The sequence below is a fragment of the Alcaligenes sp. DN25 genome (assembly GCF_023674485.1).
Lineage (GTDB): Bacteria > Pseudomonadota > Gammaproteobacteria > Burkholderiales > Burkholderiaceae_B > Alcaligenes > Alcaligenes phenolicus.
In genome coordinates, this window is sequence record NZ_CP098408.1 from 353,361 (window position 1) to 368,369 (window position 15,009).

The following is a 15,009-nucleotide window of genomic DNA, read 5'->3' on the forward strand; positions in this document are numbered from 1 at the left end:
GCCGGCCTTGCGCCGCCGGCTTTTCATTGTTCCCACCTTGCAGCCATGCCCACGTTCTTCGTGGGCGTGGCTGCGCTTTCTTTTCAAGGAGCTTTCCATGAACACCCATACCCAAGCCATGCCCGAAACCGTCAAAGTTCGCCTGACGCTGGACGTGGCCTATCTGCTCAACGGCGAGGCCGCGCCGGAATTGCTGGCACGGCTGCAACGCATGTGCGAATGCGCCATCGGCGAGGGGCTGCTGACCGGCGATACCGCCGCGGAAGTGGAAACCTGGTCGATCGATGTGTCTAAGGTGCCCTCGGCGGCTGACCGCGAAACACTGGAAGCCGAGATCGTCACCTTCATGCAACAGCGCATCGATGACGGCAACCTCGGCGCGGAGGACATTCCCGTGCGCCTGGCGCGCTACGGCATGATGGCCCCCGAGGCATTCGCCGACGAAATGCGCGAGCGCATGGGGATGGCTGACGAAGCGCCCTCGGGCCAAGCTGTCGTCCCCTCGACCGAACCTGCCGACGGCAGCGAGATCGAGGTGCAAGTCGCAGTCGCCTGCGCCAATGCCTCCGGCAGCCCTGACATGCCGATCTTCAAAGTCAGCATCACCCAGGAGGAATACGACCTGGGTATCCACTATGACAAGGCCAAAGACTTGGCCGAAGAAGCCCAGTACGAAGGGCCGTTCGTCTGCTTCGATGCCGCCGAATATGGCCCCATCCTGTCGGCCGCTCGCGAATTGGGCCTTGTCCCGCAAGTCGTTGCGGTCGATATGAGCTATCGCCAGATCCAATCTGTCCGCTGCGACGCCGGCCAGATCAAAGTCGTCTGTTTCGATGCCAGCGACTTGGGTGGGTATTCGTCAGCAATGGAGATTCGGCCAATCGGCGAGAACGGCCAATTCATCCGCTGTTGGGCTCATATCCAATTGGCGCAGGTCGATCCTGGACTGAAGCAGATGGTTCGGGAATGATTCGGTGCAGTCTGACCTACGTTCCCACTGGCCCCTTCGGGGGCCTTTTCTTTGAGCGGGGTGCTGTCAGCAAATGGGACGCAGCGTGGTTCGCATTGTTTGCTGCTGCATCCGGTCTTAGCGGCGATGGTGAGGGCTCGATGTTTCAGGACGCTGAGCTTATGTGCCCCTTTCCACTTTGGTATCACCATCCCGAACGCCGCCTGCTGGTAGGAGTTCTCGGCCTGTTCTGGTCGGTGCTGGCTGGCGGCTGCACGACGACGACTGCGCTGCCCGCGCCTGATGCCATCGAGGAAGTCTCAGCCGCGCCCGAACCCGAGACGCCCGAGTACATCCCCGTTATGCGCTACGGTCGCTACACGTTGGTCGAGCTAGCGCCCAAGGCGGCGCAGCGGGATCTGCTGTTGCAGACCATCGATGTGTCCATGCCCGAAGATGCCCGCGCCACCGTCGGCGATGGGCTGCGCCATGTACTCAAGCGCAGCGGTTACGGCTTGTGCCAGACGGCGCACGCGGTGATCGAGTTGTACGCGCTGCCGCTGCCGGCGGCGCACCTGCACCTCGGCCCCATGACCTTGCGCGATGCGCTGCTCACACTGGCCGGCCCGGCCTGGGAACTGCACGTGGATGATCGCGCACGACAGATTTGCTTCGAACAGCCCGCCGACAGCGTGGCTATCGAACCCGCACCCGAGCCACTCGCCGCCGAGGCGGTGCAGACGTTCCCGCTGGAGCCTTCGATTTCTGGAGGTCAGCCATGAACGCCCCACACTCTGCCCGGCGCCCGGCCGCCGCCGTGGTGTTGCAGAGCCTTCTGTGGCTGTGGCTGATCGGCCTCAGCGCCTTCGTAGCCTCAGGCTACCAGACCATGAACGACCAAGCCGACCAGGAACGGCTCGATTCCCGCCTGCAACGCCTGGAAGCACAGGCGGCGGGACTGGCCGAGACCTTCGAGGCCATTCAGCAGCGTCCGGCCGCCGCAACAGTGGCAGACCTCGAAGACACCCGCCAAGTCCTTGAAGCCCGAGCTGCCCTGGTTGAGAAAACGCTGAGCGGCTATGCCGCTGCCGACGACATTCAGGCGCTGCGCGCGGAGGTCGAGCAAATAAAGGCGCGTCAGGCCGCTGCGCCTGTTCCGCGCACCGCAGCACCCGCCCAGCCGCGCGCATCGGGCAAGGCTGCCGCCAAGCCCGAACCGCCGCCGCTGCCGTTCCGCGTCGTCGGCGCCGAATTGCGCGCTGGCCAGCGCAGCGTGTCCGTCGCGCCGAGCAGCGCGGACTTCACGCCAGATCAGTTTCAGGTGCTGCTGCCAGGTGATGCGCTCGGCCCGTGGCGCTTAAAGGCGATCGAGGGCAACACCGCCGTGTTCCAGGCCGGCGACCAGACCCGTCGCGTGGCGATTCCCTGACCGGAGCACACCACATGAAGCCGTCGATCATCCTTTTCGCGTTCCTGCTGGCATCCGCGCAGTTGCCCGCCTGGGCGCAGCAGCCGGCCACCGCTCCGGCCCGCAATGCGCAGAGCCAGGAGCGTCCGCTGGTCACCCGAACCCCGAACGACCAGGTAGCAAGCGAATGGGGTCTGCAACCGCAGGAATGGGCGCGCTATCGTGAGTTGATGGACGGGCCGCTGGGCATCTACTCGCCCAACTTGGACCCGCTGTCAGCCCTGGGTATCGAGGCCCGCACTGACGAGGAACGGCGGCGCTACGCAGAACTGCAGGTGCAAATCGAAGCGCGCCGCGTCGAGAAGCTGCTTGCCTATCAACGTGCCTATGACGAAGCCTGGCAGCGCCTGAACCCCGGCATGCAACGGGTGAACATGCCTGACGACAAGCCCAGCGCCGGCGCAGTGCGCGGCAGCGGCCGCATGGCGGTGTTCGTCAAGGACGGCTGCGCGGCCTGCGGACTGCTCGCGCAGCGCCTGCAATCCTCGGGTACCGAGTTCGACCTATACATGGTCGGCAGCCGCCAGGACGACGCGCGCATCCGCGACTGGGCCAAGCGCGCACAGATCGACGCGGCACGGGTGCGTAGTGGCAGCATCACGCTCAACCACGACGGCGGCCGCTGGCTGTCGCTGGGCCTGCCCGGCGACCTGCCGGCTGTTGTCCGCGAGGTGAACGGCCAATGGCAGCGCCAGCCCTGATCCCCGCACCCGGTTGGCAAACGCTGTTCGCGCTGCTGTTCGCCATCAGTCTGCACGCCGGCACGGCCCATGCCCAAGAGGTCCCGCCGCCAGCGTACCAGCTTGCTGCGCAGCGCGTCGGCATCCCCTCGACGGTGCTCTACGCCGTGGCCTTGCAAGAGAGTGGCGTCCGCCGCAACGGGCGCATCGTCCCCTGGCCTTGGTCACTCAATGTCGCCGGCCAGTCACGCCGCTTCTCCACTCGCGCCGATGCCTGCTCCGGTTTGCAGCAGGCAATGCGCTCCACGCCGCACACGCGCATCGACGCGGGCCTGGGCCAGATCAACCTCGGCTACCACCAGCAGCGCTACGCCAGAGCGTGCGACCTGCTCGACCCGTACCGCAATCTCGCCATCGCGGCCGAGATCCTGAAGGAGCAGCACACCCCAGGCGAGGACTGGTTGCTGGCAATCGGTCGCTACCACCGTCCCGCGGGCGGCGAGCCTGCCGCCCGCTACCGGCGCAGCGTGTCCCGCCACCTCGCCCGTGTGCAGGGTACGCACCCAACCACTGCGGCGTCCGCCGCGCGCCAGGAGAACTCCCCATGACTAAATCCCATCTGGCCAATCTCACGTCCAAGAGCCTGCTAGTGCTACTCGCGGCACTACCGCTGGTCACGCATGCCGGTGAGCCGCTGATCGTGGTCGAGGACCGTGGCGGCGCATCGGCGCTGCCGTACTACGAAGCCCTTAACCTCCAGCCGCGGGGCAACGGTGCGGCACGATCGCCCATCCCGCCGCCGCAGCTTCCCGCAACACCAGCAGATGAGACCGCCATGCTGCCGGTGCGCAGCACGAAGCTCACGCCTGGCATCGTCGCGCGGCGGGTGATCGAGGCGCCAGGCCTGCGGCCTTTTGTGGTCGTCGGCGACGATGACGCCTCCCAAGCCTGGCTTCGCCGCCATGCGGCCTCATTGCGCGAGCGTGGCGCGGTCGGTCTGGTGGTCAATGTCGAGACCGCGCAATCCCTGGCACGGTTACGCACACTGGCGCCTGGCGTGCCGATGGCACCCGTGACCGGCGACGACCTGGCCGAGCGCCTTGGGCTGCGCCACTACCCGGCGTTGATCACGGCCACCGGCATAGAGCAATGAAGTCATGTCGGGGAAACAGCCGGTTGAGGTTCTTCTTCGCCCAGCAGTGGAGCTATACACCGTCGCAGCGTGTGCAGGCGCCGCGTTTCTGTCCCTGGTGGCCCCGTGGTCACTTGCGCTGAGCCCAGCCATGGGCGTTGGCAGCGCGCTGGCGTTCGGCGCGTACGGCGCGATCCGGTATCGCGATGCCCGCGTCATCCTGCGCTACCGGCGCAACATCCGCCGCCTGCCACGCTATGTGATGACGAGCAAGGACGTGCCCGTCAGCCAGCAGCGCCTTTTTGTCGGGCGCGGCTTCCTATGGGAGCAGAAGCACACCCATAGGCTGATGCAGACGTACCGGCCGGAGTTTCGCCGCTACGTAGAGCCAACGACGGCCTATCGGCTGACGCGGCGTCTGGAAGAGCGCTTGGAGTACGCGCCGTTTCCGCTTTCGCGCCTGCCCGCGCTCACGAACTGGGACGCGCCATTCAATCCCGTGCGACCGCTGCCGCCTGTAGGCGGCCTACCGCGCCTACACGGCATCGAGCCGGAGGAAGTGGACGTCAGCCTGCCGCTGGGTGAGCGCGTCGGGCATTCGCTGGTGCTGGGCACGACACGCGTCGGCAAGACTCGGCTCGCCGAATTGTTTGTGACCCAGGATATCCGCCGCAAGAACGCCGCGGGAGAGCATGAGGTCGTGATCGTCATCGACCCGAAGGGCGATGCTGACCTCCTGAAGCGGATGTACGTCGAGGCCAAGCGCGCGGGCCGCGAAGGCGAGTTCTACATCTTCCACTTGGGCTGGCCGGAAATCAGCGCCCGCTACAACGCCGTGGGACGCTTCGGGCGCATCTCGGAAGTCGCCACCCGCATCGCAGGCCAACTCTCGGGCGAAGGCAATAGCGCTGCATTTCGCGAGTTCGCCTGGCGTTTCGTCAACATCATCGCGCGGGCACTGGTGGAGCTGGGACAGCGCCCAGACTACATGCTGATCCAAAGGCACGTCATCAACATCGACGCGCTGTTCATCGAGTACGCGCAACACTACTTCGCCAAGACCGAACCCAAGGCATGGGAGGTGATCGTCCAGATCGAAGCCAAGGTCAATGAGAAGAACATCCCGCGCAACATGATCGGGCGGGAGAAGCGTGTGGTGGCGCTGGAGCAGTACCTCTCCCAGGCGCGCAACTACGACCCTGTGCTTGATGGCCTGCGCTCGGCAGTCCGCTACGACAAGACCTACTTCGACAAGATTGTTGCCAGCCTCTTGCCACTGCTGGAGAAGCTCACCAGCGGCAAGATCGCCCAACTCTTGGCCCCGAACTACTCCGACCTGGCCGACCCGCGTCCGATCTTCGACTGGATGCAGATCATCCGTAAGCAGGCCATCGTCTATGTCGGCCTGGATGCGCTGTCTGATGCCGAGGTCGCCGCAGCGGTCGGCAACTCCATGTTTTCCGACCTGGTTTCGGTCGCAGGGCACATCTACAAGCACGGGATCGACGATGGCCTGCCTGGCGCATCGGCCGGAACGCGCGTTCCGATCAACGTCCACGCCGACGAGTTCAACGAACTCATGGGTGATGAATTCGTGCCGTTGATCAACAAGGGCGGCGGCGCCGGATTGCAGGTCACCGCGTATACGCAGACGCTTTCGGACATCGAAGCCCGCATCGGCAACCGCGCGAAGGCGGGCCAAGTCATTGGCAATTTTAACAACCTCTTCATGCTGCGTGTGCGCGAGACGGCCACCGCCGAACTGCTGACCCGTCAATTGCCGAAGGTCGAGGTCTATACCACCACCATAGTGAGCGGCGCGACCGACAGCTCCGACATCCGCGGTGCGACGGATTTCACCAGCAACACGCAGGACCGCATCAGCATGTCCAGCGTGCCGATGATCGAACCATCGCACGTCGTTGGCCTGCCCAAAGGTCAATGCTTCGCGCTGTTGCAGGGCGGCCAGCTTTGGAAGGTTCGCATGCCGCTGCCAGCCCCTGACCCAGATGAGGTCATGCCGCGGGATTTGCAACAACTCGCGGGCTACATGCGCCAGAGCTATACCGAGGCCACGCAGTGGTGGGAGTTCACCAGCTCCTCGGCATGGCAGGACGCAGCTTTGCCCGACGACCTGCTGGATGATGCTGCACCGACCAAACCTGATGCGGAGGCTACCGACGCCGACGACGGTGCCGATAACGAAGTCTCGCCATGAAAGATGCCGCCTCGACCGCGCAGCGGGAGCAGAACCAGCGCCAAGGTCTGATCGTCGGCACCATCATCTTGCCGTTCCGGCTGCTCGGGGTGTTGATCGGTTCGCTGCTGTTCTCCATCGTGGTGGAGTGCGTCGGCATGCACCTGTTCTGGAAAGACCAGGGCTGGCGTCATTCCCAGCAGATGTTGCAGTACGAGCTGGGGCATCTGTCCACCCACTTCACGCGCAGCGTGGTCGTGCAGGAGCCGGGGCGCACGGCGCACGAACTGGTGGATACCGGCTACGAATGGGTGTTTGTACGCTCGGGATTGATGGAGCGCATGAGTCAGACCGCCGAGCGCGCCCGCACGCCCAGCCAGGGACAGACGCGTAACTTCCGGTACTTCATCAGCCAGGTCTATGTCTGGACCGAGAGCTACCTGATCGCGGCGGCCTTCACGACGCTGACCTTTCTTGTGCGATTGCTGGTTCTGGTGCTCACGCTGCCGCTGATCTTCACGGCGGCGTTTGTCGGGTTGATAGACGGCCTGGTGCGGCGTGACGTGCGTCGGTTCGGCGCGGGCCGGGAATCCGGCTTCATCTATCACCGTGCGAAAGCCAGCCTGATGCCGCTGGCCGTGCTGCCTTGGATCACCTACCTGGCGCTGCCGATTTCGGTGCATCCGCTGCTGATCCTGCTGCCGAGTGCCGCCTTGCTGGGATTGGCTATAAGCCTGACCGCCGGCAGCTTCAAGAAGTACCTCTAGACCATCAATCCGGTCGTCCGCGAGTTCCTATTGATTGCGGCCTGAAGTCGCCCTGACCTCCACGATCGAGCCATTGCTGATCACACAGGAATGGCGCGATGGTGGCTTCAACCTGGCTGCGCGCTGCACATCGCGGCGTGCCCACTCTTCTCGTGACGGTCCTCCTGATGGGCCTGTCATCGATGGCTCTGGCCGAGTCCCCGGCGCAGCGTCAGGAACTGGTCGGTGCGTTGCGTCAGCTCGACGCGCTGGAGCGCACCGTCACGGACAGCGCCGCGCATGCCCCCGTCATCCCGGGCGAGCGCTACCACTTCGATTACCCGCGGCTGCTGGCTGACCTAGCGCACATGCGCGCTGGCATCCAGGCCCATCTCACGCCGTCGCGCGCCCAGCCGCGCGACCCCGCCGAACTGGCCGGCGACTACCGCACCGAGCGGGGCGTCGAACCATCGCCGGCGACGACTGCGCAGGGCAAGCTATGAACGGCGCCCAGGTCTCGGCTTTTCAAGCCAACAGCGGCATTGCGCCTTCCGCGATGGCGACCGTCCTGGTCGGCGTCGTGTTCGCGGTCCTGCTCGTCTGGGGCGTCTGGGCCATCCGAACGGCCTACGTGGGGTGGTCCGAGAGCCGCCTCAACCAGCGCCAATTCCTCGGCGTCTGCGTCCGCTTCGTCGCGATGTACCTCGTCCTGACGTTCTTCCTCCTCTCCTGACCTGAAAGGCATGACCATGCAAAACCGCATCCTCAATTCCCGTCTCGCCCAGCGCGCCGCCGTGGCCCTGGGCACCGCCGCGCTGCCTGCGCTGTCGTTTGCGCAGGGTCTGCCGCAGTTGGAGAACCCAACTCGCGGCACGGGCAACGGCATCATGGAAACGATCAGGAACTACGGCTACGACATCATCATGCTCGTGGCTCTCCTGGTCGTGGCGTCGATGTTTATCGGTGTCTGCTACCACGCTTACGGGACTTACGCGGAAATCCACACCGGCCGCAAGACCTGGGGCCAGTTCGGCTTGACCGTGGCGATCGGCGCCGTGCTGCTCGTGATCGGCATCTGGCTGCTCACCGAAGCCACCGGCATCCTGTGAGCAGGTGCAGGCCATGTCCGAGCACCAGCACATCCGTGCCGACGGAACGGTCACGTTCCTGCCGCACCGGCTCAACCGCCATCCCATCGTCGTGCGTGGCCTCACGGCGGACGAACTGTGGATCTGCTGCGGCCTGTCCGGCGGTGCGGGTTTGCTGATCGGCGCGCCGCTGTCCTGGGTGTTCCGCACCATTGCGCTGGCGCCCACATTCATCGTGCTCGGTGTGGCTTTTGGCGTTTTCGTAGGCGGCGGCATTCTGCGCCGGCTCAAGCGCGGCCGGCCTGACACCTGGCTGTACCGGCAGTTGCAGTGGCGCATCGCCACGCGCTATCCGCTGATGGCTGGCTGGGTGGGCGGTCATGTGCTGATTTCGCGTTCGGGCTTCTGGACCACCCGAAGGAGCGCTCGATGAGCCGTTTCAAGAACGAGATCACTCACCTGCAGGCGCACATCAAGACGCTGCGACTGGGCGCGGGCGCGCTGGTCATCGTCGCCCTCGTCATGGGTGGCGGCTGGTGGAGTGCCCCGCGCGATCTGACGATCCACGTCCCGCCTGACCTGCGCTCCGGCAGCACCCGCAAGTGGTGGGAAGTGCCGCCCGAATCGGTCTATGCGTTCACGTTCTACGTGTTCCAGCAACTCAACCGCTGGCCGACCAATGGCGAGGAAGACTACCCGCGCAATCTGCACGCGCTCTCGCCGTACCTCACGCCGGCCTGTCACGCGTTCCTGCGTGCCGACTATGACTACCGGCGCAGCACGGGCGAACTGCGACAGCGCGTGCGCGGCATCTATGAAATCCCGGGCCGTGGTTATGGCGACGATCCCACCGCCCGCGTGCGCATTGTCTCCGACCGCGACTGGGTGGTGACGCTGGACATCAGCGCCGACGAGTACTACGGCGCTGAGCAGGTCAAGCGCGCTCTGGTGCGCTACCCCATCAAGGTCACGCGGGTGGACGTCGATCCCACGCGCAACCCGTTCGGCCTGTCGCTCGACTGCTACGACGGCACGCCCCAACGCATCAACGCTCCGGAGCCGACGCGCCAGGCATCTGGCGGCCTGTCTCCGCAAGCGCCTCAAGGAGAAACCCCGTGAAGCACCCCCTACAGCATTACTTTCTCGCCGTGCTGGGGCTGCTGGCCATAGCATCGACACCTGTAGCCCATGCGGTGGAAATCCTGCGCTGGGAGCGCATGCCGCTGGCCGTTCCCCTGAAGGTCGGCCAGGAGCGCATCGTGTTCATCGACAGGAACGTCCGGGTTGGCGTACCGGCCGGCGTGGGCGAGCGCCTGCGCGTGCAAAGCGCGGGCGGCGCGGTGTACCTGCGGGCGAGCGAGCCAATCGAGCCCACACGGTTGCAACTGCAAGACGCGGACAGTGGCGCATTGATCCTGCTGGACATCGCCGCCGAGCCGACCAAGGACGGCGAACCTGCACTGGAGCCGGTTCGCATCGTCGAGGGAAATACCGCCCCAGCGCGCTATGGCGACCAGCCAGCGGTCGCCGATGAAGCGTCGGCACGCGCTGGTGATTCGGCGAGCGCGCCGTCGGCCCGGCGCGAAACCCCGGTCCCCGTCGTACTGACACGGTTTGCCGCGCAGAACCTCTACGCACCGTTGCGCACGGTAGAACCGCTTGCGGGCGTGATGCGGGTCAACCTGCGCCGCGACCTGGACCTCGGCACGCTGATGCCGACGTTGCCAGTACGCGCCGTCGCACTCGCCTCTTGGCGCCTGGAGGATCAGTGGGTCACCGCAGTGCGCCTCACGAACAACAGTGCCGCCTGGACCACCCTCGACCCGCGCGTGTTGCAAGGCGATTTCCTCACCGCCACTTTCCAGCATGACGCGTTGGGCCCACGCGGCACACCGGAGGATACGACTGTCCTGTACCTGGTGACGCGCGGGCGGAGCCTGGCGCAATCGCTGCTGCCCGCCGTTCATCGCTTCGACCCGGCCGTTCATCTGCCGCAGACGGGCGCAGATGAGAATGGCAAGGAGGCCCGCCATGCGCAGTAATGGACTCCTGAAGTGGCTGATGATCCCTGTCGCGCTACTGGTGCTGTTCATTGGCGTCCGTCTGTTCTCGGGCGACGGGGCATCGACACCTTCCCAAACCGACGCGGGGAGCCAGCTCACGCCCGAAGAGATGAAGGCGCTGGGCATCGAGGGCGATACCCCGCGCGATACCGTAGCCACGCTGGTCGCGCAGGTCAAGCAACTGCGCACCGAGCTTCAGACCGCGCTGTCCGACAACAAATCCCAGCGCGAAGAAAACCAGCGCCTGCGCCAGCGCGAGAACTCGATCGATCAGCGCATCAACTCCGCGCTCGAATCCGAGCGCTCCAACCTGCGGCGCGACCAGCAGCAAGCCGCGAGCGAGCGGCAGCAGACTGAAGGCTTGCTCGCGGACCTGCAGCGGCGTCTGGAGAGCATCGGCGGTCGTGGCGGCGGCCATGCCGATCTGCCGGTGGGTCTGGGACTGCACGACGGCGACGAGACCGGGATGGAAGGCGGTGTGCGCTGGGTGGAACCGGACGACGCGAAGAAGGCCGAGGGCCGCGGCTCGTCCAGTGGCGCCATGAGCTTCCCGACGAGCTTCGGACCGGCGCAGCGCACGCTGGAAACCACGGCGGAAACCGTGGCGAACGCGGGTGCGCGCGCCGCCGGCGTCAAGACTGCCAAGGCTGTCTATACGGTGCCGACGAACTCCACCCTCATGGGATCGGTGGCCATGACCGCCCTGATCGGCCGCGTGCCGATCGACGGCACCGTGAACGACCCGTACCCTTTCAAAGTCCTGGTGGGCCCCGACAACCTCACGGCCAACGGCATCGACATTCCCGACGTGGCGGGCGCCGTGTTCAGCGGTACAGCGTCGGGCGACTGGACGCTCTCGTGCGTGCGCGGGCAGGTGCGCAGCATCACCTTCGTCTTTCATGACGGAACCATCCGCACCATTCCCGAGGACCGCGAGGGCAACCAGCAGAACAACCAGCAACGCGATGGCCTGGGCTGGATCAGCGATCCCTATGGCATTCCCTGCGTCAGTGGAGAGCGACGCAGCAACGCCCAGCAGTACCTCGGTTCGCAGGCCCTGATCACCGCGGCCGGTGCGGGCGTGGCCTCGCTCATCGAAAGCGACAGCGGCCAGATGTCCTACGTCGGCTCGGACGGCTCCATCGGCACCGTGGGCATCAGTGGTCAGGAAGCCGTCGGTCGGATTCTCGCCGGCGGCGTCCAGGAAATGTCGAACTGGGTCAACAAGCTCTACGGCCAGGCCTTCGCCGCCGTCTATGTGCAGCCCGGCGCCAAGGTCGCCGTCCACCTCGAAAAGCCGCTCGCCATCGACTTCGATCCCGAAGGCCGCAAGGTCGATCACCGCGCAGGAGAAAGCCATGCTCTCGAACTTGAATAAGGGCCTTGCGCTGGCCGTTGCCGTTGCGGTGCTCGGCGGCTGCGCCACAAGCAAGGAAAAGCTGCTCCCGCACGGCGACAGCACGATGATGGACATCTGGCAGCAGAACGCCGGTGACGGCGGCGGTGGCGCCGGCCAGGTCGCGCGCAGGCAATTGCTCGATGCACGCCAGAGTCTGCGCAGGCCGCTGACCGAGGCCGACGTTGCCGCGCCCACTGAGCAGATGCGCTACACGCGCACGGCGCGCAACGAGGTCTATCGCCAGTTCCACCGCCTGCCGAACCCCGATCTTGTCATGTATGTGTACCCGCACCTGGCGGGTACAGACCCCGTGCCGGTTCCGGGCTACACGACGGTCTTCCCCCTCTACCAGCGCGTACAGTACGCCATGCCGGGCGAGCGCGTGGAGGACTACTGATGCGCTGGAAACTCCCCTGGCCGAAGCTGGCCGCATCCGGGGCTGGCCATGACGAACAGCCGGACGGCTGGCAGCGCCACGTCGAAGCCTTGCGCCAGGCTGGCATCCCCGAACCTGGCGCGGCGCTCCAGGGCAGCAGGCCGGCGACCCTAACCGACGAGCAGGCGTTGTACGACGTCGCGCCATCGTTCGCGGAACTGCTGCCGTGGGTGGAGTTCCTGCCGCAGTCGAAGTCCATGCTGCTGGAGGATGGGCAATCGGTCGCGGCCTTCTTCGAGCTGGTGCCACTGGGCACTGAGGGCCGGGAACCCGGCTGGCTCGCGCATGCCCGTGATGCCTTGGAGAACGCGCTCCAGGACTCGTTCGATGAACTGGATGAGAACCCCTGGGTGCTCCAGCTCTACGCCCAGGACGAACCCAGCTTCGATCAGTACATGCAGACCCTGCGCGACTACGTGCAGCCGCGTGCCCGCGATACCGCCTTCACCGAGTTCTACCTCCGCTTCTTCGGCCATCACCTGCGCGCAGTGGCCAAACCGGGCGGACTGTTCGAGGACAGGGTGGTCACGCGGCTGCGCTGGCGCGGCCAGACGCGGCGTGTACGGATGGTGGTCTATCGCCGGGTGACCGGGCAAGGACAGGGCCAGGCGAGCCGCCGTGGCCAGACGCCGGAACAGATGCTCAATATCGTCTGCGACCGCCTTTGCGGTGGCTTGGCGAACGCCGGCATCCAAGCCCGGCGCATGGTCGCGACGGACGTTCACGACTGGCTGCTGCGGTGGTTCAACCCCAATCCCGCGTTGCTAGGGCCTGGGGTCGAGGACCGCGAGCGCTTCTATGCGTTGGCACGCTATCCCAATGAGACCGAAGACGGCGAAATCGAGCTGGCGAGCGGACGGGATTTCAGCCAGCGGTTGTTCTTTGGGCAACCGCGCTCCGACGTAGCGCGCGGTACCTGGTGCTTCGACGACATGCCGCACCGCGTGCTGATCACCGACCGGCTACGGATGCCACCCGGCGTCGGGCATCTGACCGGCGAGACCCGCAAGGGCGATGCGATCAACACGCTGTTCGACCAGATGCCCGAAGACACCCTGATGTGTCTGACGATGGTCGCCACACCGCAGGATGTCCTCGAATCAGATTTGAATCACCTGGCGAAGAAGGCCGTGGGCGAAACCCTGGCGTCCGAACAGACGCTCAAGGATGTGCACGAGGCCCGCTCCCTGATCGGCAGCGCGCACAAGCTATACCGGGGCACGCTGGCGTTCTACCTGCGCGGTCGGGACGAAGCCGAACTGGATCGTCGCGGGCTGGATCTGGCGAACGTGATGCTCAACGCCGGCTTGCAGCCGGTGCGCGAGGACGACGAGGTGGCTCCGCTCAACAGCTATCTGCGCTGGCTGCCGTGCTGCTACAACCCCAGCCAAGACCGCCGCAAGTGGTACACGCAACTCATGTTCGCCCAGCACGCGGCGAACCTGTCGCCGGTATGGGGCCGTGCCCAGGGCACGGGGCACCCCGGCATCACGATGTTCAACCGTGGCGGTGGCCCGATCACCTTCGACCCGCTCAACCGCCTGGACCGGCAGATGAACGCCCATCTGTTCCTGTTCGGCCCCACCGGCTCTGGCAAGAGCGCCACGCTCAACAACCTGCTGAACCAGGTCACTGCCATCTACCGGCCGCGGCTCTTCATCGTGGAGGCTGGTAACAGCTTCGGTTTGTTCAGCGACTTTGCCAGGCGTCTGGGCCTGACGGTCAACCGCGTGAAGCTGGCACCAGGCTCGGGCGTGACCCTGGCGCCGTTCGCCGATGCGCGCCGGCTGATCGAGACACCCAGCGACGTGCAGACGCTCGATGCCGATGCGCTGGATGAAGACCTGCCACCCGATGCCTCGGCCACGGAGCCGGACGAGCAACGCGACGTGTTGGGCGAGTTGGAGATCACTGCGCGGCTGATGATCACAGGTGGCGAAGACAAGGAAGAAGCCCGCATGACGCGGGCCGACCGCTCGCTGATCCGCCAGTGCATTCTGGATGCTGCCGAGCGCTGCGTAGCCGAGAGGCGCACGGTGCTCACGCGCGACGTGCGCGATGCGTTGCGCGCGCGTGGCAACGACAGCACGCTGCCAGAGATGCGGCGCGTGCGGCTGCTGGAGATGGCCGATGCCATGGACATGTTCTGTCAAGGCACCGATGGCGAGATGTTCGATCGGGACGGCTCGCCTTGGCCCGAGGCCGACATCACCCTGGTGGATCTCGCGACCTATGCCCGTGAGGGTTACAACGCGCAGCTCTCCATCGCATACATCAGCCTGATCAGCACCGTCAACAACATCGCCGAACGCGACCAGTACCTGGGCCGTCCGATCGTCAACGTCACCGACGAAGGCCACATCATCACCAAGAACCCATTGCTCGCGCCTTACGTCGTGAAGATCACGAAGATGTGGCGCAAATTGGGTGCGTGGTTCTGGCTCGCAACGCAGAACATCGACGATCTGCCGCGTGCCGCAGAACCCATGCTCAACATGATCGAGTGGTGGGTCTGTCTTTCGATGCCGCCGGACGAGGTGGAGAAGATCGCGCGCTTCCGCGAACTCTCGCCCGCCCAGAAAGCGTTGATGCTTTCCGCACGCAAGGAAGCAGGGAAATTCACCGAAGGCGTGATCCTGTCGAAGTCGATGGAGGTGCTGTTCCGGGCCGTACCGCCAAGCCTCTACCTCGCACTCGCGCAGACCGAACCCGAGGAGAAGGCCGAACGCTACCAGCTCATGCAGCAGTACGGCATCACCGAACTGAAGGCGGCCTTCAAGGTCGCCGAGAAGATCGACCAGGCGCGCGGCATCGAGTCGCCGGCCCTGGACCTGCCGCAATAGCCGGAGAA

17 protein-coding genes are annotated in these 15,009 nt (G+C 65.4%); all 17 read left to right on the forward strand.

The features are described 5' to 3' along the window. The first annotated feature begins 97 nt into the window (after nt 1–97). The 17 genes from NBV64_RS01620 (at nt 98) to NBV64_RS01700 (ending at nt 15,001) form a co-directional block, all read left to right on the forward strand. Nucleotides 98–970: a hypothetical protein gene (locus NBV64_RS01620; protein ID WP_250756525.1), complete on the forward strand. Its 873-nt coding sequence runs from the start codon at nt 98–100 to the stop codon at nt 968–970. A 161-nt stretch (nt 971–1,131) separates the two neighbouring features. Continuing rightward, complete coding sequence (pilL2, locus tag NBV64_RS01625; protein ID WP_250757213.1) at nt 1,132–1,731, forward strand: PFGI-1 class ICE element type IV pilus protein PilL2; 600 nt, start codon at nt 1,132–1,134, stop codon at nt 1,729–1,731. Beyond that, entirely contained in the window at nt 1,728–2,378 is a 651-nt protein-coding gene (locus NBV64_RS01630) for a hypothetical protein (RefSeq protein ID WP_250756526.1), read from the forward strand. Before pilL2 ends, NBV64_RS01630 begins: the two co-directional genes overlap by 4 nt. A 14-nt stretch (nt 2,379–2,392) precedes the next feature. Then, on the forward strand, nt 2,393–3,118 hold the full coding sequence (locus NBV64_RS01635) for a TIGR03759 family integrating conjugative element protein (RefSeq protein ID WP_250756527.1): 726 nt from the start codon (nt 2,393–2,395) through the stop codon (nt 3,116–3,118). Then, entirely contained in the window at nt 3,100–3,705 is a 606-nt protein-coding gene (locus NBV64_RS01640) for a transglycosylase SLT domain-containing protein (protein ID WP_250756528.1), read from the forward strand. The genes NBV64_RS01635 and NBV64_RS01640 overlap by 19 nt, the downstream gene beginning before the upstream one ends. After that, nucleotides 3,702–4,250, forward strand: coding sequence for an integrating conjugative element protein (locus tag NBV64_RS01645; protein ID WP_250756529.1), 549 nt, complete (start codon nt 3,702–3,704; stop codon nt 4,248–4,250). Before NBV64_RS01640 ends, NBV64_RS01645 begins: the two co-directional genes overlap by 4 nt. A gap of 4 nt (nt 4,251–4,254) precedes the next feature. Beyond that, the gene (traD, locus tag NBV64_RS01650; protein WP_250756530.1) at nt 4,255–6,447 is read left to right on the forward strand and encodes a type IV conjugative transfer system coupling protein TraD; all 2,193 of its coding nucleotides are present in this window, start codon (nt 4,255–4,257) and stop codon (nt 6,445–6,447) included. Continuing rightward, nucleotides 6,444–7,193, forward strand: coding sequence for a TIGR03747 family integrating conjugative element membrane protein (locus NBV64_RS01655; RefSeq protein ID WP_250756531.1), 750 nt, complete (start codon nt 6,444–6,446; stop codon nt 7,191–7,193). Before traD ends, NBV64_RS01655 begins: the two co-directional genes overlap by 4 nt. Nucleotides 7,194–7,291: 98 nt before the next feature. Further along, nucleotides 7,292–7,675 (forward strand): integrative conjugative element protein, RAQPRD family, encoded by a 384-nt coding sequence (locus NBV64_RS01660; RefSeq protein ID WP_250756532.1) that lies wholly within the window; start codon nt 7,292–7,294, stop codon nt 7,673–7,675. Next, the gene (locus NBV64_RS01665) at nt 7,672–7,905 is read left to right on the forward strand and encodes a TIGR03758 family integrating conjugative element protein (protein WP_250756533.1); all 234 of its coding nucleotides are present in this window, start codon (nt 7,672–7,674) and stop codon (nt 7,903–7,905) included. Before NBV64_RS01660 ends, NBV64_RS01665 begins: the two co-directional genes overlap by 4 nt. 16 nt (nt 7,906–7,921) lie before the next feature. Continuing rightward, nucleotides 7,922–8,281 (forward strand): TIGR03745 family integrating conjugative element membrane protein, encoded by a 360-nt coding sequence (locus tag NBV64_RS01670; protein ID WP_038201357.1) that lies wholly within the window; start codon nt 7,922–7,924, stop codon nt 8,279–8,281. Between the two features lie 13 nt (nt 8,282–8,294). Beyond that, entirely contained in the window at nt 8,295–8,693 is a 399-nt protein-coding gene (locus NBV64_RS01675) for a TIGR03750 family conjugal transfer protein (protein WP_250756534.1), read from the forward strand. Next, nucleotides 8,690–9,379: a PFL_4703 family integrating conjugative element protein gene (locus tag NBV64_RS01680; protein ID WP_250756535.1), complete on the forward strand. Its 690-nt coding sequence runs from the start codon at nt 8,690–8,692 to the stop codon at nt 9,377–9,379. The genes NBV64_RS01675 and NBV64_RS01680 overlap by 4 nt, the downstream gene beginning before the upstream one ends. A gap of 29 nt (nt 9,380–9,408) precedes the next feature. Beyond that, nucleotides 9,409–10,302 (forward strand): TIGR03749 family integrating conjugative element protein, encoded by an 894-nt coding sequence (locus NBV64_RS01685; RefSeq protein ID WP_425541751.1) that lies wholly within the window; start codon nt 9,409–9,411, stop codon nt 10,300–10,302. Continuing rightward, nucleotides 10,292–11,701 (forward strand): TIGR03752 family integrating conjugative element protein, encoded by a 1,410-nt coding sequence (locus NBV64_RS01690; protein WP_250756537.1) that lies wholly within the window; start codon nt 10,292–10,294, stop codon nt 11,699–11,701. The genes NBV64_RS01685 and NBV64_RS01690 overlap by 11 nt, the downstream gene beginning before the upstream one ends. Beyond that, nucleotides 11,682–12,119, forward strand: coding sequence for a TIGR03751 family conjugal transfer lipoprotein (locus NBV64_RS01695; RefSeq protein WP_250756538.1), 438 nt, complete (start codon nt 11,682–11,684; stop codon nt 12,117–12,119). The genes NBV64_RS01690 and NBV64_RS01695 overlap by 20 nt, the downstream gene beginning before the upstream one ends. Continuing rightward, nucleotides 12,119–15,001, forward strand: a complete 2,883-nt coding sequence (locus NBV64_RS01700; protein WP_250756539.1) for a conjugative transfer ATPase — start codon at nt 12,119–12,121, stop codon at nt 14,999–15,001. Before NBV64_RS01695 ends, NBV64_RS01700 begins: the two co-directional genes overlap by 1 nt. The last annotated feature ends 8 nt before the right edge of the window (nt 15,002–15,009 follow it).